Origin of the sequence: Streptomyces sp. NPDC002580, assembly GCF_042889485.1 — a bacterium.
Classification (GTDB): domain Bacteria; phylum Actinomycetota; class Actinomycetes; order Streptomycetales; family Streptomycetaceae; genus Streptomyces.
In genome coordinates this window covers 1,075,758-1,099,381 of record NZ_JBIAQZ010000001.1, presented here as the reverse complement: position 1 = coordinate 1,099,381, position 23,624 = coordinate 1,075,758, and the positions used below count along the sequence as shown (strand labels likewise).

General features: G+C 72.6%; 19 protein-coding genes and 1 pseudogene. 9 read left to right on the top strand and 11 right to left on the bottom strand.

Features of this window, described 5'->3' with window-relative positions; translation table 11 throughout:
• Positions 1 to 38: 38 nt before the first annotated feature.
• Genes ACFYW7_RS04720 through rsmH form a run of 3 tightly spaced genes read right to left on the bottom strand, consistent with a single transcriptional unit; the run spans position 39 to position 3,563 of the window.
• On the bottom strand, positions 39 to 1,991 hold the full coding sequence (locus ACFYW7_RS04720) for a peptidoglycan D,D-transpeptidase FtsI family protein (protein WP_389497796.1): 1,953 nt from the start codon (positions 1,989 to 1,991) through the stop codon (positions 39 to 41).
• 5 nt (positions 1,992 to 1,996) lie between these two features.
• Complete coding sequence (locus ACFYW7_RS04715; protein WP_389497794.1) at positions 1,997 to 2,533, bottom strand: septum formation initiator family protein; 537 nt, start codon at positions 2,531 to 2,533, stop codon at positions 1,997 to 1,999.
• Between the two features lie 22 nt (positions 2,534 to 2,555).
• Positions 2,556 to 3,563, bottom strand: coding sequence for a 16S rRNA (cytosine(1402)-N(4))-methyltransferase RsmH (rsmH, locus tag ACFYW7_RS04710; protein WP_389497792.1), 1,008 nt, complete (start codon positions 3,561 to 3,563; stop codon positions 2,556 to 2,558).
• A 426-nt stretch (positions 3,564 to 3,989) separates the two neighbouring features.
• Here rsmH and ACFYW7_RS04705 point away from each other — a divergent pair, with 426 nt between their 5' ends.
• From ACFYW7_RS04705 to ACFYW7_RS04690, 4 genes are all read left to right on the top strand, one after another.
• Complete coding sequence (locus ACFYW7_RS04705; RefSeq protein WP_389497790.1) at positions 3,990 to 4,538, top strand: beta-class carbonic anhydrase; 549 nt, start codon at positions 3,990 to 3,992, stop codon at positions 4,536 to 4,538.
• A 264-nt stretch (positions 4,539 to 4,802) separates the two neighbouring features.
• Complete coding sequence (locus ACFYW7_RS04700; RefSeq protein WP_389497788.1) at positions 4,803 to 5,840, top strand: AAA family ATPase; 1,038 nt, start codon at positions 4,803 to 4,805, stop codon at positions 5,838 to 5,840.
• On the top strand, positions 5,840 to 7,201 hold the full coding sequence (locus ACFYW7_RS04695; RefSeq protein ID WP_389497785.1) for a DUF58 domain-containing protein: 1,362 nt from the start codon (positions 5,840 to 5,842) through the stop codon (positions 7,199 to 7,201). Before ACFYW7_RS04700 ends, ACFYW7_RS04695 begins: the two co-directional genes overlap by 1 nt.
• Entirely contained in the window at positions 7,198 to 9,594 is a 2,397-nt protein-coding gene (locus ACFYW7_RS04690) for a DUF3488 and DUF4129 domain-containing transglutaminase family protein (RefSeq protein WP_389497783.1), read from the top strand. Before ACFYW7_RS04695 ends, ACFYW7_RS04690 begins: the two co-directional genes overlap by 4 nt.
• Before the next feature lie 441 nt (positions 9,595 to 10,035).
• Here the strand turns inward: ACFYW7_RS04690 and ACFYW7_RS04685 are convergent, their stop codons facing one another.
• From ACFYW7_RS04685 to ACFYW7_RS04675, 3 genes are all read right to left on the bottom strand, one after another.
• Positions 10,036 to 10,437, bottom strand: coding sequence for a DUF3040 domain-containing protein (locus tag ACFYW7_RS04685; protein ID WP_389497781.1), 402 nt, complete (start codon positions 10,435 to 10,437; stop codon positions 10,036 to 10,038).
• Between the two features lie 273 nt (positions 10,438 to 10,710).
• Positions 10,711 to 11,481 carry a methyltransferase gene (locus ACFYW7_RS04680; protein WP_389497779.1) on the bottom strand — a complete coding sequence of 257 codons (771 nt, stop codon included), beginning with the start codon at positions 11,479 to 11,481 and terminating at the stop codon, positions 10,711 to 10,713.
• 174 nt (positions 11,482 to 11,655) lie between these two features.
• Positions 11,656 to 12,264: an SAV_6107 family HEPN domain-containing protein gene (locus ACFYW7_RS04675; protein WP_389497777.1), complete on the bottom strand. Its 609-nt coding sequence runs from the start codon at positions 12,262 to 12,264 to the stop codon at positions 11,656 to 11,658.
• Positions 12,265 to 12,414: 150 nt separating this feature from the next.
• Between ACFYW7_RS04675 and ACFYW7_RS04670 the strand changes: the two are divergent.
• The 5 genes and pseudogenes from ACFYW7_RS04670 to ACFYW7_RS04650 all read left to right on the top strand — a co-directional run.
• Positions 12,415 to 13,147, top strand: a pseudogene (locus tag ACFYW7_RS04670) (ATP-binding cassette domain-containing protein); the annotation flags it as partial.
• A gap of 378 nt (positions 13,148 to 13,525) precedes the next feature.
• A complete protein-coding gene (locus ACFYW7_RS04665) occupies positions 13,526 to 15,610 on the top strand; it encodes a YhgE/Pip family protein (RefSeq protein ID WP_389497775.1) in 2,085 nt (694 codons plus the stop codon).
• Positions 15,611 to 15,645: 35 nt separating this feature from the next.
• Positions 15,646 to 16,269: a TetR/AcrR family transcriptional regulator gene (locus ACFYW7_RS04660; protein WP_389497773.1), complete on the top strand. Its 624-nt coding sequence runs from the start codon at positions 15,646 to 15,648 to the stop codon at positions 16,267 to 16,269.
• 463 nt (positions 16,270 to 16,732) lie between these two features.
• The gene (locus tag ACFYW7_RS04655; RefSeq protein ID WP_389497771.1) at positions 16,733 to 17,371 is read left to right on the top strand and encodes a DUF4126 domain-containing protein; all 639 of its coding nucleotides are present in this window, start codon (positions 16,733 to 16,735) and stop codon (positions 17,369 to 17,371) included.
• Between the two features lie 106 nt (positions 17,372 to 17,477).
• Positions 17,478 to 19,001: a phytoene desaturase family protein gene (locus ACFYW7_RS04650; RefSeq protein WP_389497769.1), complete on the top strand. Its 1,524-nt coding sequence runs from the start codon at positions 17,478 to 17,480 to the stop codon at positions 18,999 to 19,001.
• Positions 19,002 to 19,052: 51 nt separating this feature from the next.
• On the opposite strand, the gene ACFYW7_RS04645 is transcribed toward ACFYW7_RS04650, so the two are convergent.
• The 5 genes from ACFYW7_RS04645 to ACFYW7_RS04625 form a co-directional block, all read right to left on the bottom strand.
• A complete protein-coding gene (locus ACFYW7_RS04645) occupies positions 19,053 to 20,084 on the bottom strand; it encodes a hypothetical protein (protein WP_389497767.1) in 1,032 nt (343 codons plus the stop codon).
• Between the two features lie 56 nt (positions 20,085 to 20,140).
• On the bottom strand, positions 20,141 to 21,064 hold the full coding sequence (gene metF, locus ACFYW7_RS04640) for a methylenetetrahydrofolate reductase [NAD(P)H] (protein WP_389497765.1): 924 nt from the start codon (positions 21,062 to 21,064) through the stop codon (positions 20,141 to 20,143).
• 108 nt (positions 21,065 to 21,172) lie between these two features.
• On the bottom strand, positions 21,173 to 21,832 hold the full coding sequence (gene thiE, locus ACFYW7_RS04635; RefSeq protein ID WP_389497763.1) for a thiamine phosphate synthase: 660 nt from the start codon (positions 21,830 to 21,832) through the stop codon (positions 21,173 to 21,175).
• A gap of 91 nt (positions 21,833 to 21,923) precedes the next feature.
• Positions 21,924 to 22,295 (bottom strand): Rv2175c family DNA-binding protein, encoded by a 372-nt coding sequence (locus tag ACFYW7_RS04630; RefSeq protein ID WP_261706908.1) that lies wholly within the window; start codon positions 22,293 to 22,295, stop codon positions 21,924 to 21,926.
• A gap of 63 nt (positions 22,296 to 22,358) precedes the next feature.
• Positions 22,359 to 23,597, bottom strand: coding sequence for an NAD(P)/FAD-dependent oxidoreductase (locus ACFYW7_RS04625; protein ID WP_389497761.1), 1,239 nt, complete (start codon positions 23,595 to 23,597; stop codon positions 22,359 to 22,361).
• Positions 23,598 to 23,624: the final 27 nt, after the last annotated feature.

Below are 23,624 nucleotides of genomic sequence, written 5' to 3'. Positions count from 1 at the left end.
GTGCGTGGGGGCTGATCAGGGCGTACGGTCGGCGGCGGTCACGGCTTGTACTCGACGGGAAGCCGGGCGGCGCCGGCGCCGGTGGGCGGGACCTGGAGGGTCTTCAGGGCGAACTCCATCACCTGTTTGTAGACGGGTCCGCAGATCTGGCCGCCGAAGTAGTTGCCCTTCGTGGCGTTCTGGATCGCGCAGTAGACGGTGATCCGCGGTTTGTCGGCGGGGGCGAACCCGGCGAACGACGAGGTGTAGCCGTGGTACTTGCCGGTGGCCGGATCCACGCGGTTGGCCGTACCCGTCTTGCCCGCGACCCGGTAGCCGGGGATGCGCGCCTTGGCGCCGGTGCCCTGCTCGTCGTCCACCACGGACTCCAGCATCTGGGCGAGCGTCTTCGCCGTCTTCGCGCTCACGACCCGGGTCTTCCGTGGTTCGGCGGCGGGGGTGAAGCGGCCGTCGGGCCCCTTCGTGCCGCGCACCAGGGTCGGCTCGATCCGGACGCCCCCGTTGGCGATCGTCGAGTAGACGGAGGCCGCCTGCATCGCGTTGATGGACACGCCCTGGCCGAAGGGAATCGTGTACTGCTGCGAGGTCGACCATTTGTCCGGGGGCGCGAGGATGCCCGCGGTCTCCCCGGGGAAGCCCAGCCCGGTGTGACTGCCGATGCCGAACTTGCGCAGGTACGAGTAGAGGACCCGGTTCGCCTGCTTCTGGGTCTTGCCGAGCTGGCCGGTCGCCAGGATGGTGCCGATGTTGCTGGACTTGGCGAGCACCCCGTTGAGGGTGAGGTACCAGGTCTTGTGGTCGATGTCGTCCTGGAAGAGCCGGTCGCCGCGGTGCAGCCGGTTCGGCACGACGACGTGGGTGCCGGCCGTGGCCACGTTCTCCTGGAGCACCGCGGCCATGGACATCAGCTTGGCGGTGGAGCCGGGCTCGTACGCGTCCTGGAGGGCCGCGTTGCCCATGGCCGCCGCGTTGGCCTGGGTGAGGTCGTTGGGGTCGAAGCCGGGCGAGTTGGCCATGGCGAGGACCTGGCCGGTCCGGGTGTCCTGCACTATCACGTAGCCGCGGTCGGCCCTGGACTTCTCCACCTGCTCGGTGATGGCGTCCTGGGCGGCCCACTGGATGTCCCGGTCGATGGTCAGCTCGACGTCGGAGCCGGGCACGGCCGGGGTCTCGGTGGAGCCCACGGTCGGCACCTGACGGCCGCCGGACTGGGCGTAGCGGATCTTGCCGTCCTTGCCGGTGAGCTGCTTGTCCAGCTGCTGCTCGACGCCGCCGCCGCCCTTGCCGTCGGCGTTGACCCAGCCCAGTATCCCGGCGGCGAGATCGCCGTTCGGATACACGCGTTTGCTGGCCGGGACGGCGAGGACGCCCGCGAGGACGTTGACCGTGCCGCTGTCGGTCTCCGACTTGGTCGCGAGCGTGCGCTTCAGGTCCTTGATCTGCTGCCAGACCTGGGGGGTGCGGCGGTGCGCGAGGAGCGTGTAGCGGGTGCCCTCGGTCCGCAGCTTCTTGGCGACGGTGTCCACGTCCTGGCCGATGATCGGGCCGAGGAGCGCCGCGGCCTGTTCGGGAGCGTCCCCCACCTCGGTGGCCTTGCGCGTGAACATCGTCGGGTCCGCGGTGATGTCGTACGCGTCCACGCTCGTCGCGAGTTCGACGCCGTCGCGGTCGGTGATCCCGCCGCGCTCGGCGGCCAGGGTGCGTCCGACGTACCGGTTCTGCTCGGCCTTCGCCGCGTAGGTGCTCGCGTCCACGGCCTGCACCTGGAGCAGCCGTACGACGAACGCGAGCATCACCAGCGTCAGCGCGAGGCTGACCATGCGCAGGCGGGGGCGCGGACTGCCGAGCCGGATGACGCGCGGGCCCTGGGAGCGGGCGGCGGCCGGGCGGCGCACGGGCCGGCCGCCCGGGCCCGGGCGGGGCCCGCCTCCGGGGCGTGCGGGCCGGGCGGGGCCGGGCACCCTGCGGCGCGGCGGTTCCCTGTCGGACACTTCCGTCACCTGCCGGGAGTCGTGGAGGGCTGCGTGGAGGGGGCCGGGGTCCCGGTGGCGGGCGTGCCACCGGACGGCTGCCGCAGGGTCGCGGCCGCTGTCGGGGTCGCGGCCGGGGACCTGGGCGGGGCCGGGGCGAGGACTTCCGGCGGGCGGATCGCCGGGGTCCGCGCGGCGGTCCGCCCGGCGGTTCCGGGGACGCCCTTGACCGTGCCGTCGGGATCGAGGAAGGCCGGGTCGCCGCCGGGGACCATGCCGAGTTCACGGGCGCGGCGCTGGAGGGCGTCGGGCGCGGAGTAGGCGTCCACGTCCCGCTGGAGCGCCTGTTCCTCGTCGGTCAGGCTCTTGGTGTCCTTCTGGAGGTCGTCGAGGCGGAACGCCCCTTCGCTGAGCGCCGAGTTCAGCACGAGGAGCCCGATGAGGCCGCCGCCGAGGAGGAGGACGACCAGGAGGACGAAGGGGGTGCGGGCGGCCTGTCCGGCCCCGGGAAGGAGCCGCGCGAGCCGGGCGGCCCGCCCGCTGAGTTCGGGTCGGCGGCTCACGCGCCCTCCTCCTCCCCGCGCCTCACTCGGCGACGTCCTCACGGATGCGCTGCGCCCCCCGCAGCCGGGCGGGGGCCGCTCGCCGGTTCTCGGCGACCTCTTCCTCCGTGGGAAGTTCGGCACCACGGGTGAGGAGCTTGAGCCGGGGCTGGTAGCGCTCGGGCACGACCGGCAGTCCGGGGGGCGCGGTGGTGGCGGCGCCGGCCGCGAACACCTGCTTGACCAGCCGGTCCTCCAGCGAGTGATAGGACAGCACGGCGACACGGCCGCCGACGGCGAGGGTCTTCACCGCCGCGGGTACCGCCCGTTCCAGGACGCTCAGTTCACCGTTGACCTCGATGCGCAGCGCCTGGAAGGTGCGCTTGGCGGGGTTGCCGCCGGTGCGCTTGGCCGCCTGGGGCAGCGCGTCGCGGATGAGTTCGACGAGCCGCGCGCTGTTGGTGAAGGGTTCCCTGTCCCGCTCGCGCACGACCGCGGAGACGATGCGCTTGGCCTGCTTCTCCTCGCCGTACGCCCGCAGGATCCGCACCAGTTCGCCCGGCGGGTAGGTGTTGAGCACCTCGGCCGCGCTCATGCCGGTGCTCTGGTCCATGCGCATGTCGAGGGGGGCGTCCTGCGCGTACGCGAACCCCCGGTCCGCCTCGTCGAGCTGCATGGAGGAGACGCCGAGGTCGAACAGGACGCCCTGGACGCGCGGGATGTCCAGGCGGTCGAGCACGTCGGGGAGTTCGTCGTAGACGGCGTGCACGAGGGTGGCGCGGTCGCCGAAGGGGGCGAGCCGCTCCCCGGAGAGGCGCAGCGCCTCCTTGTCCCGGTCCAGGGCGACAAGGCGTGCTTCGGGGAACCGGGTGAGCAGTGCCTCGCTGTGACCGCCGAGCCCGAGCGTGCAGTCGACGACGACGGCTCCCGGCTCGGCGAGGGCGGGGGCGAGCATGTCCAGGCACCGGTGGAGCATGACGGGGACGTGCCGGTCCCGGCCTTCCGGTCGCCCGCTGCCGGCCTCGTCAGGAAGCGCTTCGCGCCCTTGCATTCCGGGCCCTCTCAGGTCCGGCGCGGCCGAACGCACCGCCGGGTCCCCACCCGCTCGGGAAGGGGAGGCCTGCTGGCGCCGGATGAGTGGCGTCAGCCGACCGGGAGCGGGAGGAGGCCGAGCCGTACGTACGCGCCGCGCACGCGGGGAAACTCCGGAAAGTCGCCGGGGCTCCAGGTGGAAAAAATTCAGCGGGGGGAGCCTCGCCTCCCGCTTCGCGTCACTTTAGTCCACGGTGTCTCGCGGTCAATCAACCGGCATGCGCGTCGCGGACACCGCTCGGAGCGAAGCCGCGGATCCGAAAGAATCACCCGAAGGGGCACGTCGTCACCGCCCGTGTGGATTAGCTCACAACAAGCCGCGATGCCGTTTTTTGTCCCTTCTCACAGCAGGACCACTTGATACGTGACCAGTAACGTCATGGCTATGACGACTTCCGCATCCGTTCCCACCGAACCCGAAGGCGCCATAGCGGCGGAGCAGACGGTCACGGACCGTCTCGTCGACGCGAACCGGAAATACGCCGCCGTCTTCGCCGACCCCGGGATGGACGCCCGCCCCGTGCTCCAGGTCGCGGTGGTCGCGTGCATGGACGCCCGGCTCGACCTGCACGCCGCGCTCGGCCTCGAACTGGGTGACTGCCACACCATCCGCAACGCGGGCGGCGTCGTCACCGACGACGTGATCCGTTCCCTCACCATCAGCCAGCGGGCGCTCGGCACCCGCAGCGTGGTCCTCATCCACCACACCGGCTGCGGCCTGGAGTCCCTCACCGAGGACTTCCGGCACGACCTGGAGATGGAGGTCGGCCAGCGCCCGGCCTGGGCGGTCGAGGCCTTCCGGGACGTCGAACAGGACGTACGGCAGTCGATGCAGCGCGTGCGCACCTCCCCCTTCCTGGTGCACACCGACGACATCCGCGGCTTCGTCTTCGACGTCACGACCGGCCTGCTGCGGGAGATCGACCCCTCCTGACCGGCGGCTCCGAACCCCCCGGTCGCCGAGCCTCGCGGGCTCGTGGGACGCTCTCCTCACCAAAAAGCCCCGGCCGCCCGCTGCCCAAAAGGCCGTAAAACCTGACATGTCGCGGCCAGTTATCCACAGGCGAGTGACACGAACCGGTAACGGCAACAAGAATGCGGGGGTGGCGTCACGCGGAACCTTTCGCGCGTGGTGCCCGTGTTTCGGGGTGGGCCGGTCCGCACAGGGCGTCGGCCCGAACGGGCCGAGGAGGGCCGGGTGACGACCTATGACGATCGAGCGAGCCTTACAGATCTGACCGCCACTGCGGAGCGTGTCCGCAGTTCGGTGGAAGGAGTGATCGAGGGCAAGCCTGAGGTCGTACGGCTTTCGCTGACCGTGCTGCTCGCCGAGGGGCATCTTCTGATCGAGGATGTCCCGGGCGTCGGCAAGACCATGCTGGCCAAGGCGCTGGCACGGTCCATCGACTGTTCGGTGCGGCGTATCCAGTTCACGCCCGACCTGCTGCCCTCGGACATCACCGGTGTCTCCATCTGGGACCAGCAGCGCCGGGACTTCGAGTTCAAGCCGGGCGCGATCTTCGCGCAGATCGTGATCGGCGACGAGATCAACCGCGCCTCGCCGAAGACGCAGTCCGCGCTCCTGGAGTCGATGGAGGAGCGGCAGGTCACCATCGACGGGCAGACCTACGAGCTGCCCAGCCCGTTCATGGTGGTGGCCACCCAGAACCCGGTCGAGATGGAGGGCACCTACCCGCTGCCGGAGGCCCAGCGCGACCGGTTCATGGCCCGCGTCTCCATCGGCTACCCCAGCGCGGAGGCCGAACTGCAGATGCTGGACGTCCACGGCGGGGTGAACCCGCTGGACGACCTCCAGCCGGTCGCCCACGCCCACGACATCGTGAAGCTGATCGACGCGGTCCGCACGGTCCACGTCGCCGACCCGGTACGGCGTTACGCGGTGGAACTGGTGGCGGCCACGCGCACCCACCCCGACCTCAGACTCGGCGCCTCGCCGCGTGCCACGCTGCACCTGCTGCGCGCGGCGAAGGCGTCCGCCGCTCTCAGCGGCCGGGACTTCGCGCTGCCGGACGACGTGCAGGAGCTCGCCGTCGCGGTCCTGGCCCACCGCCTGCTGCCCACCGCCCAGGCCCAGTTGAACCGCCGCACGGCCGAGCAGGTCGTCCAGGAGATCCTCCAGCGCACCCCGGTGCCGGCCGCTCCCCAGCAGCAGCCCGGCTTCTCCATGGGCCGGGGCGCGCCCGCGTACGGTCAGCAGCCGCCCCGGAGGCTGTGATGACGCAAGCGGGCACGGAGCACACCGCCGAGCAGGACAAGGGCGGGCTGCGCACCGCGCTCGCCGGGCTCACCACGCGCGGCCGCTCCTTCCTGGCCGCCGGGGTGGCCGCCACGATCTGCGCGTACGTCCTGGGGCAGAGCGATCTGCGCCGGGTCGGACTGCTCCTCGCGGTCCTGCCCCTGGTCTGCGCGACCGTGCTGTACCGCACCCGCTACCGGGTCGCGGGCAGCCGCCGGCTCTCCCCGGGGCGCGTGCCGGCCGGCTCCGAGGCCCGCGTCCATCTGCGCATGGACAACATCTCGCGGCTGCCCACCGGTCTGCTGATGCTCCAGGACCGGGTGCCGTACGTGCTCGGCCCGCGCCCCCGGTTCGTCCTGAACCGGGTCGAGGCGGGCGGGCGCCGCGAGGTGTCCTACCGGGTGCGTTCGGACCTGCGCGGCCGTTACCCGCTGGGCCCCCTCCAGCTGCGGCTGACCGACCCGTTCGGCATGTGCGAGCTGACCCGGTCCTTCTCCACGTACGACACCCTGACGGTCATCCCGCGTGTGGAGGCCCTGCCTCCGGTGCGGCTGACCGGCGAGGCGAAGGGGTACGGCGACGGGCGGCACCGCTCGCTGGCCCTGGCCGGCGAGGACGACATCATTCCGCGCGGCTACCGCCACGGCGACGACCTGCGGCGCGTGCACTGGCGGCTGACCGCCCGCTACGGCGAGCTGATGGTCCGCCGCGAGGAGCAGCCGCAGCGTTCCCGCTGCACGGTGCTGCTGGACACCCGGGGCGTCGCGTTCCAGGGCGCCGGCCCCGACTCGGCCTTCGAGTGGGCCGTCTCGGGCACGGCGTCGGTCCTGGTGCACATGCTCGAACGGGGCTTCTCGGTCCGCCTCCTGACGGACACCGGCAACTCGGTGCCCGGCGAGGGCGCCGACGGGTTCGCGGGCGCCAGCCAGGAGTCGGCGGACGCCGCCGGGATGATGATGGACACGCTCGCCGTCATCGACCACTCGGACGGCACGGGCCTGTCCCCGGCGTACGACGTGCTCCGCGGCGGCAACGAAGGACTGCTGATCGCCTTCCTCGGCGATCTCGACGAGGAGCAGGCGACGGTGCTCGGCAAGATGCGCCAGCGCAGCGGCGGGGCCATCGCCTTTCTGCTGGACAGCGAGTCCTGGGTGCGGGAACCGACCGAGGTCCCCGGCCCGTTGGACAGGAGCACGGACCGGCTGCGGATGCTGCGCGAGGCGGGCTGGACGGCCGTGACGGTGCCGCGGGGGGCGTCGGTCGCCGAGCTGTGGCGTGAGGCCGACCGTCAGCGCACGCACGTGGCGTCGACAGGAACCACCGCGGGGGGCGGCGTATGAGCGGGCGGGCCCGACTGACACTGTGCGCGACGGCGGCCACGCTGCTCACGTCCTTCGCCATGTTCTCACTGGTGAGCCCGGCGACCTGGATCCTCCAGTCGACGCTCCTGCTGGCCGTGCAGGCCGGTGTGGGCGCGCTGACCCGGCGGGTTCCGCTGGCCCGGCCGCTGACCGTGGCATCACAGGCGCTGGTGACGCTGATGCTGCTGACGCTGCTCTTCGCCCGGCAGCAGGCCGTCGCCGGAATCGTCCCCGGCCCGGAGGCCTTCCAGCACTTCGCGACACTGCTCCAGGCGGGCGCCGACGACGTCGGCAGGTACTCGATCCCGGCCCCGCTGTCGGACGGGATCCGGCTGATGATGGTCGGCGGCGTCCTGGTGATCGGACTCGCGGTGGACGCGCTCGCGGTGACCTACCGCAACGCCGCCCCCGCCGGCCTTCCGCTGCTCGCGCTGTACTCGGTCGCCGCGGGACTCTCCGAGGACGCGGTGACCTGGCCGTGGTTCCTGCTCGCGGCCGTCGGCTATCTGGGGCTGCTGCTGGCCGAGGGCCGGGACCGGCTCTCCCAGTGGGGCCGCGTCTTCGGCGGGGCACCCCGTCCGAGCGGCTCCGATCTCACGGGCGGCAACGCCACGTCCATCCGGACCGGCCCCACCATCGGCGCGATCGTGCTGAGCGTCGCCGTGCTGGTCCCGTACGTCCTGCCCGCGCTCGACGGCGGCCTGCTGGACAGCGCGGGACGAGGCGTGGGCAACGGCTCCGGGGACGGCGGCACGATCGCCGCGATCAATCCGGTGGTCGCCCTCCGTTCGAGTCTGAACGTGGACGAGGACCGCACGGTCATCACGTACCGCACCAACACCGCCCAGACGCAGGACCTGTATCTGCGGATCGTCTCGCTGGACAACTTCGACGGCACGGCCTGGACGCCGGCCCAGCGCCGCATCGAGGACGTCCCGCCGTCGTTCCCGGCGCCGATCGGTCTCGGAGCCCAGGTCAAGCGCGCCTCGATCCAGACCCGCATCTCGGCCGCCGACTGGTACAAGCAGAACTGGCTGCCGATGCCGTACCCGGCCAGCGAGGTCGACGTCAACGGCAACTGGCGGTACGAGCCCGTGGGGCGCAGCCTCGTCGGGGACCACGGCCAGACCACCCGCGGGGTGCGGTACCAGGTCACGAGCCTGATGCTGCAGCCGACGGCGGAACAGCTGGCGGAGGCCCCGGAGGCCTCGCCCGCGATGAAGCGGGAGTTCACCAGGATTCCGGACTCGCTGCCCGCGCTGGTGGAGAACACGGCCCGCAAGGTCACCGCGGGCGCGGCCAACCACTACGAGCAGGCCGTCAAGCTCCAGGACTACTTCGCCACCAGCGGCAGATTCCGCTACGACACCCAGGTGCAGACCGGCAGCGGCTCGGCGGCGATCGCGAACTTCCTGAGGGAGAAGGAGGGCTTCTGCGTCCACTTCGCCTTCGCGATGGCCTCGATGGCGCGGACGCTGGGCATACCGGCCCGCGTGGCGGTCGGTTTCACGCCCGGGACGCTGCGGGCGGACGGTTCGATGGCGGTGGGGCTGCGGGACGCGCACGCCTGGCCCGAGCTGTACTTCGAGGGCGTGGGCTGGACCCGCTTCGAGCCCACCCCGAGCCGGGGCACGGCGCCGGCCTACACCCGGACGGTCACGCCGGGCGACGCCGTCCCCGCCGTACCGAAGCCGACGGTCTCGACGTCCACGGCGCCCTCCGCCGAGCCGTCCGCGAGCACGAGCTGCACGCCGCAGATGCGGAAGCTGGAGGCGTGCCCGAGCGAGTCCTCGGAGATCGCCGCCGGCGGGGGCGGCGGGCCCGGGTTCTGGGACTTCTTCCTCGGGTTCTGGCTGGTGCTGGCCGGGCTCCTGCTCCTGCTCCTGCCGCTGACGCCCATGCTGTGGCGGCTACGGACGCGAAAGGTCCGGCTCGGTGGCCACGGCCGCACCGAGGCGGATGTGGCGGCGTACACGCTGGGGGCCTGGCAGGAGGTGACCGACTCGGCGTGGGACTTCGGGATCACGCCGGAGAAGTCCCAGACACCGCGGAAGGCCGCCGAGCGGATCGTGAGGATCGGGGAGCTCGGTCCGGAGGCCACGGCCTCCGTGCACCGGCTGGCGGCAGCCGTGGAGCAGGTTCTCTACGCTCCGCGCCCCCTGCCGATGGCGGGCCTCGCGAACGACGCGCGCCGGATCGAGGAGGCGCTCCGGGCCTCCGCGAGCCGTCCCGCCCGACTGCGTGCGCTCCTCGCCCCCCGTTCGGCCGTCCGGGTGATGTGGGCGGCCTCGGCGGCCTGGACCACCCTCGGCACGCGTGTTTCGGCCCGCTGGGAGATCCTGCTCCACCGCCCGTCGAACCAGAACAGCTGACCGACACCGGCCGCCTCGCCGGACCGCGGAACGGTACGACCGCCGCGGTCCGGGGGCGGCCGGGGCGGGGACGAGGTCCACCCGCCCACGGCAGGCGCCCCGCCGACAGTCGCCGACGGGGGCTACGGCGGACTGAGGCCGGCGGCTGGTTCACGGCCGTCCAATGCCGACGGCGGGTCTACGGCCGTCCGATCCCAGAGCGGCAGCGGCAGCGGCAGCGGCAGCGGGGCCACGGTCGACGAGGGTGGGTCTGTCGGCGGCGGCCGAGAATTCCCCGGCGCTGATCACGTCTCCGGGCGGGCACCCCGTCGGTGTCCTTCCAGGGCCCGGGCCCACGACGGGAATCGTCGGCCGCCCGTACGTACATACGCGTGAGGGGCGTCCACCCGGACCCGGGTGGACGCCCCTCACGCGTATGTCTGCGGCTGCGACGCCGGAGGCTCAGTTGCCGCCTTGTTCGTCGCGGCGACGCTGCCAGCGCTGTTCGATCCGGTCCATCACGGAACGGTGTTGTCGGCCCTGCTGCCTGCGGCCGGCGGGTGAGCCGGAAGCGGCCGGCTGTTCACCCGGCTTGGGAGCCTTGCGCCAACCGGTCACGGCGAGCACCGCACAGCTCAGCATGACCAGGAAGCCCACCACGCTCAGCCAGATCTGAACTGCGACCATTCCAGCCATGAGGAGCGCGATACCCACCAGGAAGCCCGCGACCGCCTGGTAAACCCGTCGCCGGGTGTACGTACGCAGCCCGCTTCCCTCAAGCGCTGTCGCGAACTTGGGATCTTCGGCGTACAGCGCTCGCTCCATCTGCTCGAGCATTCGCTGCTCGTGCTCCGAGAGCGGCACGGAGTCCTCCTCATCGTGCAGTCGCCGGGGCGACCGGGGGTCCCTTCAGGATAGGCAGGGAATCGCCCCCGTGAAACCCGCCCCTCTACGCCAATTCGCCAACCGGAACCCGCCATGGCACCCCGATGCGCTGAGGCGTGCATTCCCCAGCGAACGGTCCGTCATGCCGGACGGTCTGCATCGATCATACGGCGCCGAGCACTCGATCGGGTGGTCTGTGGCGTACTCCATCCGCCGCCAAGCCCCTGATCAGCGCCGCACCGCAGGGGCAGCTCAGCTCTCGGCGGCCCCCGGAGCCTCACCCAGCACATGGAGCTGCGTGGCCACGGAGTGGAACGCGGCGAGTTCGGCCACCGCCGCCTCCAGCTTCAGCAGGGCGTCCAGGGCGCCCGGCTCGGTGTCGACCAGGACCCCCGGCACCAGGTCCGCGAAGACCCGCACTCCGTGCACCGCGCCGACACTCAGGCCCGCTCCCGCGACCAGGGAGGTGAGCTGCTCCGCAGTGAACCGGTGCGGAACGGGATCACCCTCACCCCAGCGTCCGTCCGGGTCGTCGAGCGCGTGCCGGGCCTCCGTGAAGTGCCCGGCCAGCGCGCGGGCCAGCACGGCTCCGCCCAGCCCGGCCGCGAGGAGGCTGAGCACCCCCTCGGGGCGCAGCGCGTCCACCACGTTGCGGACGCCCTCGGCCGGGTCGTCGACGTACTCCAGGACGCCGTGGCACAGCACGGCGTCGTAGCCGCCGCGCTCGACCACGTCGAAGAGACCGTGCGCGTCACCCTGGACACCCTGCACGCGGTCGGCGACGCCGGCCTCGGCGGCGCGACGCTCCAGCGCGAACAGCGCGTTCGGGCTGGGGTCGACGACGGTGACCCGGTGGCCGAGGCGGGCGACGGGCACGGCGAAGTTGCCGCTGCCGCCACCCGTGTCCAGTACGTCGAGCGACTCCCGGCCGGCGGCCTTGACCCGGCGGTCCAGGGCGTCCTTGAGGACCTCCCAGACCACGGCGGTACGGAGAGAAGCGCGGGGGCGCATCGGGTCCGACACGGCAGTTGACTCCTCGGCGCGGCACCGCCTCTGGTACGGCGGAGCGATCTTCGCCGCCTTCCGGCGGGGAGGCGGCGGGCGCTTCCACCCTATTGCCTCCACCGCCGTGGACGATCCCCCGTCTCACGTGCGCCGGGCGGGACGGGACCCCGGCCCGGACACGGACCGCCGTGGTCACCCCGCGTCCGGAATCCCCCTGTCCGTCAGGTCGCGGTCACCGCCCCGGTCGCGGTCAGCGCTCCGGTCCCGCGCCTCGTCCCGGCCGCCGCCGTCGTCCTGGTGCGGCTGAGGAAGCACGGGTTGGAGCACCAGCATCCGCTCGACGAGGCGCAGGAACATGGCGACGTCGCGGATGAGGTCGTCGGCGTCGCGGATGGTGGCCGCACCCTGGATGCCCGCCTCCGCGCGGGCACGCCGGGTGGCCCCGGAGGCGAACAACGCGCTCCACTCGGTCAGTTCGGGCGCTATCTCCGGCAGCACCTCCCAGGCGCTGCGGATGCGGGCCCGGCGTCGGGTGGTGGGCTCCGGGCGGCCGCGTGCGGCGAGGACGGCGGCGGCGGTGCGCAGTGCGGCCAAGTGGGCCGTCGCGTAACGCTCGTTGGAGGTTTCCAGCACCGTCGCCTCGTCGAGTCCGGCGCGGGCCTGGGAGAGCAGGTCGAGGGCGGCGGGTGGGGCCGTGGCGCGACGGAGCACGGGGTGGACGTCGCCCGCCGGGCCGGTCAGTGAGGGGGCAGGGCCGGTGGCGCGGCGCCGACGGGCGGCGGCTGCGGACGAGTTGGCCATGACGAACCTCCTGTCGTCGTGTGACGGCACTGTGGCCGTATGTGCCCATCGTGCGGTATGCCACTGACAATCCGTTCCGACCTGGGCTTTTGCTTCAAACGAAGGTTCGAGATAGTTTTTGCACTGACCAGTCAGTTCAAAAACAGTGCGATGTCATGCGATGTGTCAGGGGATGGGGAATCAGTGGACGGTCCACACGGACTGGGCGTCACGGCCGAGGACTTCGGGCTCAGGGGGCCCCGTGGCTGGGCGTTCCGGGGGATCAGCCTCGACGCGGAGCCCGGATCGCTCATCGCGATCGAGGGGCCTTCGGGGTCGGGCCGCACCTGCCTGCTGCTCGCGCTCACGGGCCGGATGAAGGCCACCGAGGGGACGGCGGCCGTGGGTCCGTCGAGGCTGCCGAAGCGGATGGCCGCGGTGCGCCGGGTGAGCGCTCTCGCCCACGTGCCCGGCGTCACGGACCTCGACCCCGCCCTGACCGTCGGGGAGCACCTGCGGGAACGGGCGCTGCTGCAGCGGCGGTTCGGTGGTTCGCTGCGCGAGCTGCTGCGACCGCGAGGCGAACGGACGAGCGCGACCGAGGCGCGGATCGGCTCCGCGCTGGCGGCCGCCGGGCTCGACCCGAAGACGCTGCCCAAGGGGCTGCGGACCTCCGTACGCGATCTGGAGCGGCTCGAAGCGCTGCGGCTGTCCCTCGCGCTGGCCCTGACCGGGCGTCCGAAGCTGCTCGGCGTCGACGACACCGACCTCAAGCTGTCGGACGTCGAACGGGCCGACGTATGGGCGCTGTTGGCCTCTCTCGCCGAATCCGGCACCACCGTCTTGGCGGTGTGCGGCGACGCTCCCGAGGGCGCCGTCGTCGTATCGACGGCGCCGGGCGACACCACGGGGACCGCCGAGGGACAGGACACCGACGACGCGCGGACCGGTACCTCCGGTCCCGGGTCCGAGACCCGAGCCGAGTCCGGGGCCGAGATCGGGACCGAGATCAGGGCCGGGCAGGCAACCGCCACGGACACCGGCACCGACGCGGACACCGCCCCGGGGACAGCCCCCGTCACCGTGCACGTAGCCGCCGGAGCCGACCCCGACACCACGGCCACCGCAGCCGCCACCACCGCGGCGTCGGTGGCCGGGACGGCCCTCGACGCGGACTCCGACCCGGACGCGGACGCGGACCCGGACGCGGACGCGGACCCGGACGCGGACGCGGACACCGCCCCCGACACCGACACCGACACCGACGACAAGGAGACGGCTGATGCGCTCGCCTGAATTGGCCGCCCTCGAACTCCGCCGCTTCGCCCGGGGCCGGCTCCCGCGCGCCGCGCTGGTGGCGCTCCTGCTGCTGCCGCTGCTGTACGGCGCCCTCTACCTGTGGTCGTTCTGGGACCCGTACGGCCGTCTCGACCGGATCCCGGTGGCGCTGGTGAACGAGGACGCGGGGGCGACGGCCGGCGGCAAGAAGGTCGACGTGGGGGACGACATCACCGAGGGGCTGCGCGACAGCGACACCTTCGAGTGGCACGAGGTGACCTCCGCCGAGGCCCGCCGGGGCGTGGAGGACGGCACCTACTACCTGTCGCTGACCATGCCGGGCGACTTCAGCAAGCGGATCGCGTCCAGTTCCGGGGGCTCCCCCGAGACGAGCGCGCTCCAGGTGCGGACCAACGACGCGAACAACTACATCGTCGGGCAGATCTCCCGCACGGTGTTCAGCGAGGTGCGGACGGCCGCGTCCACGAAGGCCTCGCGTTCCTTCCTCGACAAGATCTTCATCTCCTTCTCGGACATCCACGGGGCGACCGTGCGCGCGGCCGAGGGTGCCGACCGGCTCAACGGCGGCATCGGCAGGGCGAAGAAGGGCTCCAAGAACCTCGCGAACGGCCTCCAGAAGGCCAAGAAGGGCAGTGGAGACCTCTCCGGGGGCCTGAAGAAGCTCGACAAGGGCGCCGGTGACGTGGAGGACGGGTCGCGCCGGGTCGCGGACGGCACCCAGGCGCTGGCCGACAAGGTCAACGGGATCGCGGGCAAGGTGGGCCCCTTCTTCAAGGACAACGAGAAGTCGATCGGCGACACGGCCCGGCTGGTCGCCGACTCGGCCGCCGGGATCCGCCACAACCTCGACACCCTGGTGGAGACGGCGCCGGGCGCCGCCGAGGGCGCGCGCACGGCGTCCGGCGCGCTGGACACGCTCTACGGCGCGCGGTGCGAGACCCCGCCGGTCCCCGACACCGCGTGCCCCGAGCTGAAGAAGGCGAAGGAGGCGGCCGCGGACGTCGTCGAGGTCGCCGACGACGTGAACACCCTGATCGACGACCAGGACGGCGATCTCGACAGGCTCGACAAGAACCTCGCGACGCTGGAGAAGCAGGCACAGGCCCTCGCCGAACGCTCACCGCGTCTCTCCGAGGACCTCGACGACAGCGTCTCCAGGATCAACGCGCTCAACGACGGAGCCTCCGCGGTCGCCAAGGGGGCGAAGCGGCTGCACTCCGGTCTCGGCACGGCCAGGACCGGCGCGGCGGACCTCGACACGGGTGTCGGCCTCCTGAAGACGGGCGCCAGCGACCTCGACGGCGGCCTGTACAAGCTCGTCGGCGGCTCCGGGAAGCTGGCCGGCGGACTGCACGACGGTGCCGGCCAGATCCCCGACTACGACAAGCCCGACCGCGACCAGCGCACCGAGGTCATGGCCGACCCGGTGCAACTGGCCTCCAGGGACCTGCACAAGGCACCCAACTACGGCACGGGCTTCGCCCCGTACTTCATCCCGCTGTCCCTGTGGGTCGGCGCGATGGTGGCGTACATGCTGATCCAGCCGCTGAACCGGCGCGCGCTCGCCGCGGGTGCCTCGGCCTGGCGCATCGCACTGGCGGGCTGGCTGCCGGTCGCCGCCGTGGGCGTGCTCCAGACGGCCGCGCTGATGGCGGTGCTCCACTGGGCGATCGGACTCCAGATGGTGCGGGCGGCCGGGACGGTGGGCTTCCTGTTCCTGGTGTCGGCCTGCTTCGCAGCGATCGTGCAGTGGCTGAACGCGCGCTTCGGAGCGGCGGGGCGGATCCTCGTCCTCGCGTTCCTGATGCTCCAGCTCACTTCGGCGGGCGGAACCTACCCCGTCCAGACCAGCCCGGGCTTCTTCAACGCGATCCACCCGTTCCTGCCGATGAGTTACGTCGTCGACGCCCTCCGCAGGCTCATCAGCGGCGGCGGCCTCGAACCGGTCAGGACGGCGTGCCTGGTCCTGGTGGCGTTCACCGTGGGCGCCCTCGCGCTCACCGCCCTGTCGGCGCGCCGCAAGCAGGTGTGGACCCTCGACCGGCTGCACCCGGAGCTGAGCCTGTGACGAAGCCGCAGGGCCCGCCTGTGACAATCATGACCATGGACAGCAGCAGCACGGCCGGCGGCGGCCGACGCGAGGCGACCCGGCAGAAGCTCTACGAGGCGGCCGTCACCCTGATCGCCGAGCAGGGCTTCTCCGCCACCACGGTGGACGAGATCGCCGAGCGCGCCGGGGTCGCGAAGGGCACGGTCTACTACAACTTCGCGAGCAAGTCGGTCCTCTTCGAAGAGCTGCTGCGGCACGGGGTGGGACTCCTCACCGCCTCGCTGCGGGAGGCCGCGGAGCGGACCGCCCAGGAGGGCGGCAGCAAGGTCGACGCGCTGGACGCGATGATCCGGGCGGGACTCGTCTTCATCAACCGCTATCCGGCCTTCACCCAGTTGTACGTGGCGGAGCTCTGGCGCACCAACCGCGCCTGGCAGTCCACCCTGATGGTGGTGCGGCAGCAGGCGGTCGCGGTCGTCGAGGACGTCCTGCGCGACGCGGTGGCGGGCGGGGAGCTCAGCGACGAGATCGACATCCCGCTGACGGCGGCGGCCCTGGTCGGGATGGTCCTGGTGGCCGCCCTGGACTGGCAGGCCTTCCAGTCCGAGCGCTCCCTGGACGACGTCCACGCGGCGCTGTCCCGGCTCCTCCAGGGGCGGGTGAGCGGCCACCGCTGAGCCCGGCCGTTCCCACCGCCGGCCGGGCACCCACCGGGGTGCGGGTCCGGCAGGGGACGGAGTTCCGCGGAGCGCGCGCACGCACCCGCGCGGTCACCCCGTGCGAAGGCGCCGGTCCGGACGGCCGCGTCCCCCGCGGGCCGTCCGGACCGGCGCCTTCGTCGTACTCCCCCGTGCGTTCCCCCGTACCCCGTCGGGCCACCGTTCGGTCGTCCCCCGGGTTCCCCCGTGCCTCGCTCCCGCCGAACGGGCCGGCGGAAGGAGCGGCAAAGGGCGCGAGTTCCGTTCCGCCGCCCCGTGTCGGCGGTGCCGGAGCCGCGCCCCTCTCCGTGGCCCCACTCTGCCGTTCGCGCAGGTGGCGCCCCATCCGTGCGCCTACTCATCTCATGTCGTAGGTACGGATACTCAGGCCTGCGCGCTCATGCCCAGGACGCGCCGTCGCCGACTGGCTACGATCGCGTCCGTGTCCGTACTCCCCCTGGTCTTCACCAGCGGCTGGGCCAGCGGCGTCAACGCCTACGCGGTGGTGCTGCTCCTCGGTCTCTTCGGCGCGACCGGGCTGAGCGACGACGTCCCCGAGTCCCTGCAGCGTCCTGAGATCCTGATCACAGCCGGGGTGCTCTTCCTCTGCGAGGCGGTCGCCGACAAGATCCCGTACGTGGACTCCCTGTGGGACTCCGCGCACACCGTGATCCGGCCGGCGGCGGGCGCGTGGGTCGGGGCGCTGCTCGCCGGGCAGAGCGGCTCAATCCCGGATCTGACGGCGGGTCTGATCGGCGGTTCGACGGCGCTGGCGAGCCACACGGTCAAGGCCGGGACGCGGATGGCTGTCAACACCTCGCCGGAGCCGTTCAGCAACTTCGCGATGAGCGCCGCCGAGGACCTCGGGGTCGCGGGCCTCCTCACCTTCGCGATGTTCCATCCGGGGGCCGCCGCGGTCATCGCCGGTGTCCTGCTGGCCGCCGGGCTCGTGGTGCTCTGCTTCCTGGTGTCGCGGATCAGACGCTTCCTGCGCCGCAGGGCGCAACGCCGCGAGGAGCGGCGGACGGCCGGGCGCGTGGGGCGGCCGCCCGACCGGGTGTCACGGGCGGACCGCGACTGACGGCGGCGGAGCTACGGGCGCGCGGGATACGGGCGCGGCGGGGCCGAGGCCGGGCCGGACGGCCTCCGGGACGGGACTGTCGGCGGGGGCCGATAAAGTCGCCGGCATGGGACGGATCGCGGTGATCGGCGCCGGCATGGGCGCGATGGCGGCCGCCGCCCGGCTGGCCGTGGCGGGCCACCGGGTGGTGGTGTACGAGCGGACGCAGACGTACGGCGGAGCGGTGCGCCGCTTCGAGCGGGACGGCTTCGTCTTCGACACCGGACCGGGACTGCTTCCGGTGCCCGCCGTCTACCGCGACCTGTTCGTCAAGACCGGCAAGCGGCCCCTGGAGGAGTGCGTCGAGCTGGTGCAGGTCGACCCGTCGGCCTGCCACGTCTTCGCCGACGGCACCCGGGTGTCCCTGCCGAACGCGTCCCGCGCGGGCGTGCTCACCGCGCTGGACGAGGCGCTCGGGGCGGGCGCGGGGGCGCGGTGGGGAGATTTCCTGGTGCGGGCCCGCGAGGCGTGGGACCGGGCGCGCAGACCGCTCCTGGAGGAGCCGCTGTGGCCCAACTGGCCGATGCTGGCGGAGCGCGACCCCTACCCCTCGATGCCGCACAAGAGGCTGCTGCGCACCCGCCGGGCGGGCACCCTCGCCGAGGTCGCCGCCTGGGAGCTGCGCGACGCGCGCCTCACGGCCCTCCTGGAGAGCCACGCCCTGGCGTACGGACTCGATCCGCGCGTCACTCCGGCGAGCGCCGCCGTACTGCCGTACGTGGAGCACGCCTTCGGCACCTGGTACGTGCGCGGCGGTGTCCGGGAGCTGGCCCGCGCGGTGTACGAGCGGTGTCTGGACCGCAGGGTCGAGTTCCGTCTCGGGACGTCCGTCGAGCGGATCGTCGAGAAGGACGGCCGGGTCGTCGGCGTGGAGCTCGCCGGGGGCGCCTCCCGGCCTTCCGACTCCGCGGCGGACACGTTCGAGGAGGCCGACTTCGTGGTCGCGGGCGTGGCGCCCGGCATCCTGGAGGGCCTGCTTCCCGGAGCCGCGGTCCGGGGTGGTGACGAGGTTCCGCCGCAGCCCGGCGCGGCCAGCCGGCTGACCGTGCTGCTCGCGCTGCGCGGTGGGCGGCCCGCCGGGGCGGCGCATCGGACGGTGGTCCACACGACCGACCGCGAGGGCGAGCTGGACCGGCTCTTCGGCGAGCGTCCCGGACTGCCCGAGGCGCCCACCGTCGTGGTGTCCCGCCCCGACGACCCCGCGCTCGTACCGGACCCGGAGCACGAGGCCGTCACGCTGACCGTCACGGTGCCGTCGGGCGCCGAGGTGTCCGGGGCGGACGTGGAACGGGTCCTGGACGCCGCCGGGCGGGCCCTGCCCGGTCTGCGCGACCGGCTCCTGTGGCACGAGGTCCGCACCCCGGCCGACATCGCGGAGGCGACCGGCGCCGAGGGGGGCGCGGTGCCCGCCCCCGCGCTCGCGGCGGGGGGCGGCAGGCTGCTGCACCCGTCGAACAGCACGCGGGTGGCCGGACTCTTCGCGGCCGGTGGCTGGGCGCACCCCGGCGGCGGTCTGCCGCACGCGGGCATGTCGGGCGCGCTGGTGGCCGGGCTGATCGTGGAGGGACCGGAGTTCCGGGGCTCGCAGTGAGCCGGCCGTCGGACAGGGGCGGCGGGAGACCGCCGGCCGCTGTCCGGACGGTCAGTAGCGGTACTGCTCGTCGAACCCGGCGTTGTCGGTGCCGTTGCCCTGGTACGGGTACTGCTGCTGCTCGGGCGGGAGTTCCCCGCCGTACTGCTGTTCGTCGGTGCGCTGCTGCGGCACCCAGACACCGCCGGCCGGGGTCTCCCCGCCGTACGTTCCGGTGGCGTACTGGTCCTGGCCGTAGCCCTGCTGCTGTTGCTGCGCGTACTGCTGGTCGCCGCCGTTGTAGGCGCTCTGGTCGTACGTGGCGCCCGTGTAGGTCTGCTGGCCGGTGTACGGGTCCGTGTAGGTGGCGTACTGCTGCTGGTCGTAGCCGTACTGCTGCTGTTGCTGTTGCTGTTGCTGCTGGTCGTAGCCCGTGTAGCCGTCGTACGCGTAGGCCTGCTGGTTCTGGCCCGTGTCGTACGCCTGCTGGTTCTGGCCCGTCGCGTAGGCCTGCTGGTCCTGGGAGGCGGACGCGCCGGCGTAGGACTGGTCGGTGGCGGCGGCGTACGCGCCGGAGTCGTACACACCGTAGGACCCGGTGTCCTCGGGCAGCGGCTGCGGCTCGTACACCGAGGTGGACTCGGCGGCCGTGGGCTCGGCCGGCGCCGGGGGCGTGAACCGGTCGGACGGGGCGGGCGTGAAGACGTCGTCCTCGTCCGCGTACTGGTCCTCGCGCCGGTAGGCGGCGACCTCGACCTCTTCGAGGTCGGCGTTCTCCTCCGGCGGATCCGCGTCGTCCGGCTCGCCACGGCGGCGCTTGCTGGGCTTGCCGGGCTTCTCCTCCGCGCCGGGGCCCTTGATGGCCCAGCCCTGCGCGAAGCCCTGGCGGAACGACAGCGTCACGTAGGTCTGACCGACGGTGAAGGCCGCCGCGCCCAGGCCGATGACCACGACCGAGTGCATCAGGACGCCGAGGACCACGCCGAGGAAGCCGACGAACGCGAGCAGCCGGAACCGCAGTCGCGCCTTGTACTGCAACAGCACTTCGCCGAGCAGCCACAGCGCGACGATGCCGAATGCCAGATAGAGGACCGTCAAGCCCATGTACGCCCCTCTCCCAGTGGCCGCTACGCAGTGTGTCGTACGTGGGTGCGACCGGTCTAGGCCTGCTGCGGGTGATGCAGGCCCAGATTCTCGTAGATTTCCAGCGTCGCCGTGGAGTTGTTCAGCGTGATGAAGTGCAGCCCGGGGACTCCCTCGGCCAACAGCCTCGCGCAGAACTCCGTCGCGAACTCGATCCCCATGGAGCGTACAGCCGCCGGATCGTCTTCGACTGTGAGGATCCGCTCTTTCAGGACGTCCGGGAACGAAGCGTTCGAGAGTTTGGGCAGCCGTTCCAACATCTTCACACTTGTCACAGGCATGACCTCCGGGATGACCGGCGTCGCGCAGCCCGCCGCTTCGACACGGTCGCGCAGGCGGAGGTAGGACTCCGGCTGGAAGAACATCTGCGTGATCGCGTAGTCGGCGCCGGCCCGGCACTTGTCCACGAAGTGAGACACGTCCTGGTCCCAGGTGGTGGATCGCGGATGCATCTCGGGGAAGGCCGCGACCCCGACGCAGAAGTCGCCCGACTCCTTGATGAGGCGCACGAGTTCGGCCGCGTAGGTCAGGCCCTTGGGGTGCGGGACCCACTCGCCCATGGGGTCGCCGGGCGGGTCGCCGCGCACGGCGAGCATGTTCCGGATGCCCGCGTCCGCGTACTGCCCGATGATGTTGCGCAGTTCCGCGACGGAGTGGTCGACGGCGGTGAGGTGCGCGACCGGCGTGAGGGTGGTGTCGAGGACGATCTGCTCGGTCTCCTTGACCGTGCCGGCCCGGGTGGAGCCGCCGGCCCCGTAGGTCACCGAGACGAAATCGGGCGCGACGGCCTCGACCCGCCGCAGGGCGTTCCACAGGTTCCGCTCGCCCTTGGGGGTCTTCGGCGCCGAGAACTCGAACGAACAGGTCTGTTTGCCGGTCGCGAGCATGTCGCGCACGGTGCGTGCGCGATCAGTCCTGGTGGAAGCAGATCCGAGGGCCATGTCCGCAGGTTAGCCAGCGGGCGGCGGTCCCCCAACCGAACCGCTGGGATTTGTCCCATCTGTCGATTTCTTGTCCACCCCTCGGACAGCGGCCTCGCCGGCGGGCGCTCAGGCGTCGCGCAGCCGCTTGGCGAACTCCGCCGCCGCCGCGCCCGGATCGTCCGCCTCGGTGATGGCCCGGACGACGACGACCCGGCGGGCGCCCGCTTCGAGCACCTCGTCGAGCCGGCCGAGGTCGATGCCGCCGATCGCGAACCAGGGACGGTCGGTGCCGAGGGCGGCCGTGGCGCGGACCAGGTCGAGGCCGGGGGCGTGGCGGCCGGGCTTGGTGGGGGTGGGCCAGCAGGGGCCGGTGCAGAAGTAGTCCACGCCCTCCTGGACCGCCGCGGCGGCGGCCTCGGGTCCGGAGTGCGTGGAGCGGCCGATGATCACCTGGTCCCCGAGGATCGCCCGGGCCGCGGGAACCGGGAGGTCCCCCTGGCCCAGGTGCAGGACGTCGGCCCGGGCGGCGTGGGCCACGTCCGCCCGGTCGTTGACCGCGAGGAGCTTGCCGTGGCGGGCGCAGGCGTCCGCGAGGACCTGGAGGTGTTCCAGTTCCTCGCCCGCCTCCATGCCCTTGTCCCGCAGTTGCACGATGTCGACGCCGCCCGCCAGGACCGCGTCGAGGAACTCGGCGAGGTCGCCCTGACGCCTGCGGGCGTCCGTGCACAGGTAGACGCGGGCGTCGGCGAGCCGGGCCCTCGCGGTGGCGGCGGCGTTCTCAGGCATGCGGGTGTCCCCCCTTGTCGGTGCGCGGGGAGCGCGGCGGGCGGGATGGTCCCGCCCGCCGCGCTCCCCGCGCCGGACGGTCTCGTTCAGGTCAGACGGCGAGCGCCTGGGCGCGGCGCTTCACCTCCGTGCCGCGATTCTCGCTCAGCGCCTGCGCGGGGGTGCCGGGCAGGCTCGGGTCGGGGGTGAAGAGCCACTCGAGGGCCTCTTCGTCGGAGAAGCCGTCGTCCCTCAGGAGCGTCAGGGTGCCGGCCAGGCCCTTGACGACCTTCTGTTCGTCCGCGTCGATGAAGTCGGCGGGGACGTGCAGCGCGCGGTTCTCACCACGGCGTACGGCGATCAGCTGGCCGTCCTTGACCAGCTGCCGGACGCGCGTCACCTCGACGCCGAACTGTTCGGCGATGTCGGGGAGGGTGAGCCAGGCGGGGACGAGAGCATCGATCTTTGCGTCAATCTCGGTCACGGGACAAGCCTGCCATCCCGGACCGACAGTCGGAAGCCGAGGGCGTCCGACCAGGGTGACGGATCAGGCGGTGGCGGCCTTGAGCGGCCTCGACGGGTCCTCGAGAAGCTCCGGATCCATCGGCGCACCCGCCTCGATGAGCCGGCGGCCCTGGGCGAGATCCCTGGGCCGGCCGACCGCCAGGAGGGCGACCAGACGTGTCTCGCGGAGCCAGCACACCGACCAGGAGGCGCCCGAGGGGTCACCGCGCCACACCAGGGAGTCGGCGGGCGCGTGGTGGCCGACGTACTGCACGAAGCGGCCGAACTGCTCGGACCAGAAGTACGGCACCGGGTCGTAGGCGGCGGGCGACTCTCCGATGATGTTCGCGGCGACCGTGCGCGGGCCCTGGAGGGCGTTGTCCCAGTGGTGGACGAGGAGACGGTCCTCGTAGCGTCCCGACGGGAAGGAGGCGCAGTCGCCGACCGCGTACACGTCGGGCAGGGAGGTGCGCAGGTGCTCGTCGGCGACGATCTCGCGGTGGGCGCCGAGCTCGATGCCCGAACCGGCGATCCAGGCGGTCGCGGGCCGCGCCCCGATCCCGACCACGACGGCGCCCGCGGGCAGCCGGGAGCCGTCGTCCAGGACCACCGCGCCGGGCTCGACGCGCTCCACGCGCGCGTGGGTGCGCAGCAAGGCCCCGCTGTCCGCGTACCAGGCGGTCATCGGCGCGGCCACCTCGGCGGGCAGGGCGTCGGCGAGCGGCCGGTCGGCGGCCTCCACGACGGTGACCTCGCACCCCGCCTCACGCGCGGCCGTGGCGAACTCGGCGCCGATCCAGCCCGCGCCGACGACCACGATGTCGTGCTGCCGGGCGAGGACGGGACGCAGCCGGTCGGCGTCGTCCAGGGTGCGCAGGAGATGCACTCCGGGCACGCCCTCCGCGCCGGGCAGCTGGATCGGTTCCGCGCCGGTGGCCACGACCAGGACGTCGTACGGGACGGGCCCGCCCGCCGTGTCCAGCTCGTGGTCCGCGGGGCGCACGCCGAGCGCCTCGCGGCCCAGCCTGAGATCGATGTCCAGGGCCTCGAAGTCGATGTCGAAGGCGGAGCCCTCGGCCTTGCCCAGCAGGACCGCCTTGGACAGCGGCGGCCGGTCGTACGGCTGGTGAGGCTCCGCGCCGATCAGCGTGACGGTGCCCGTGAAGCCCTGCTCGCGCAGGGCGACCGCGGTCTGCACCCCGGCCATGCCCGCGCCCACCACGACGACCCGCCGTGCCGTGGACCCCCGCGCCGGGGACTGTGCCTGCGTCTGCTCGCTCACCTGATCACCTTAGACACCTGACAGTTC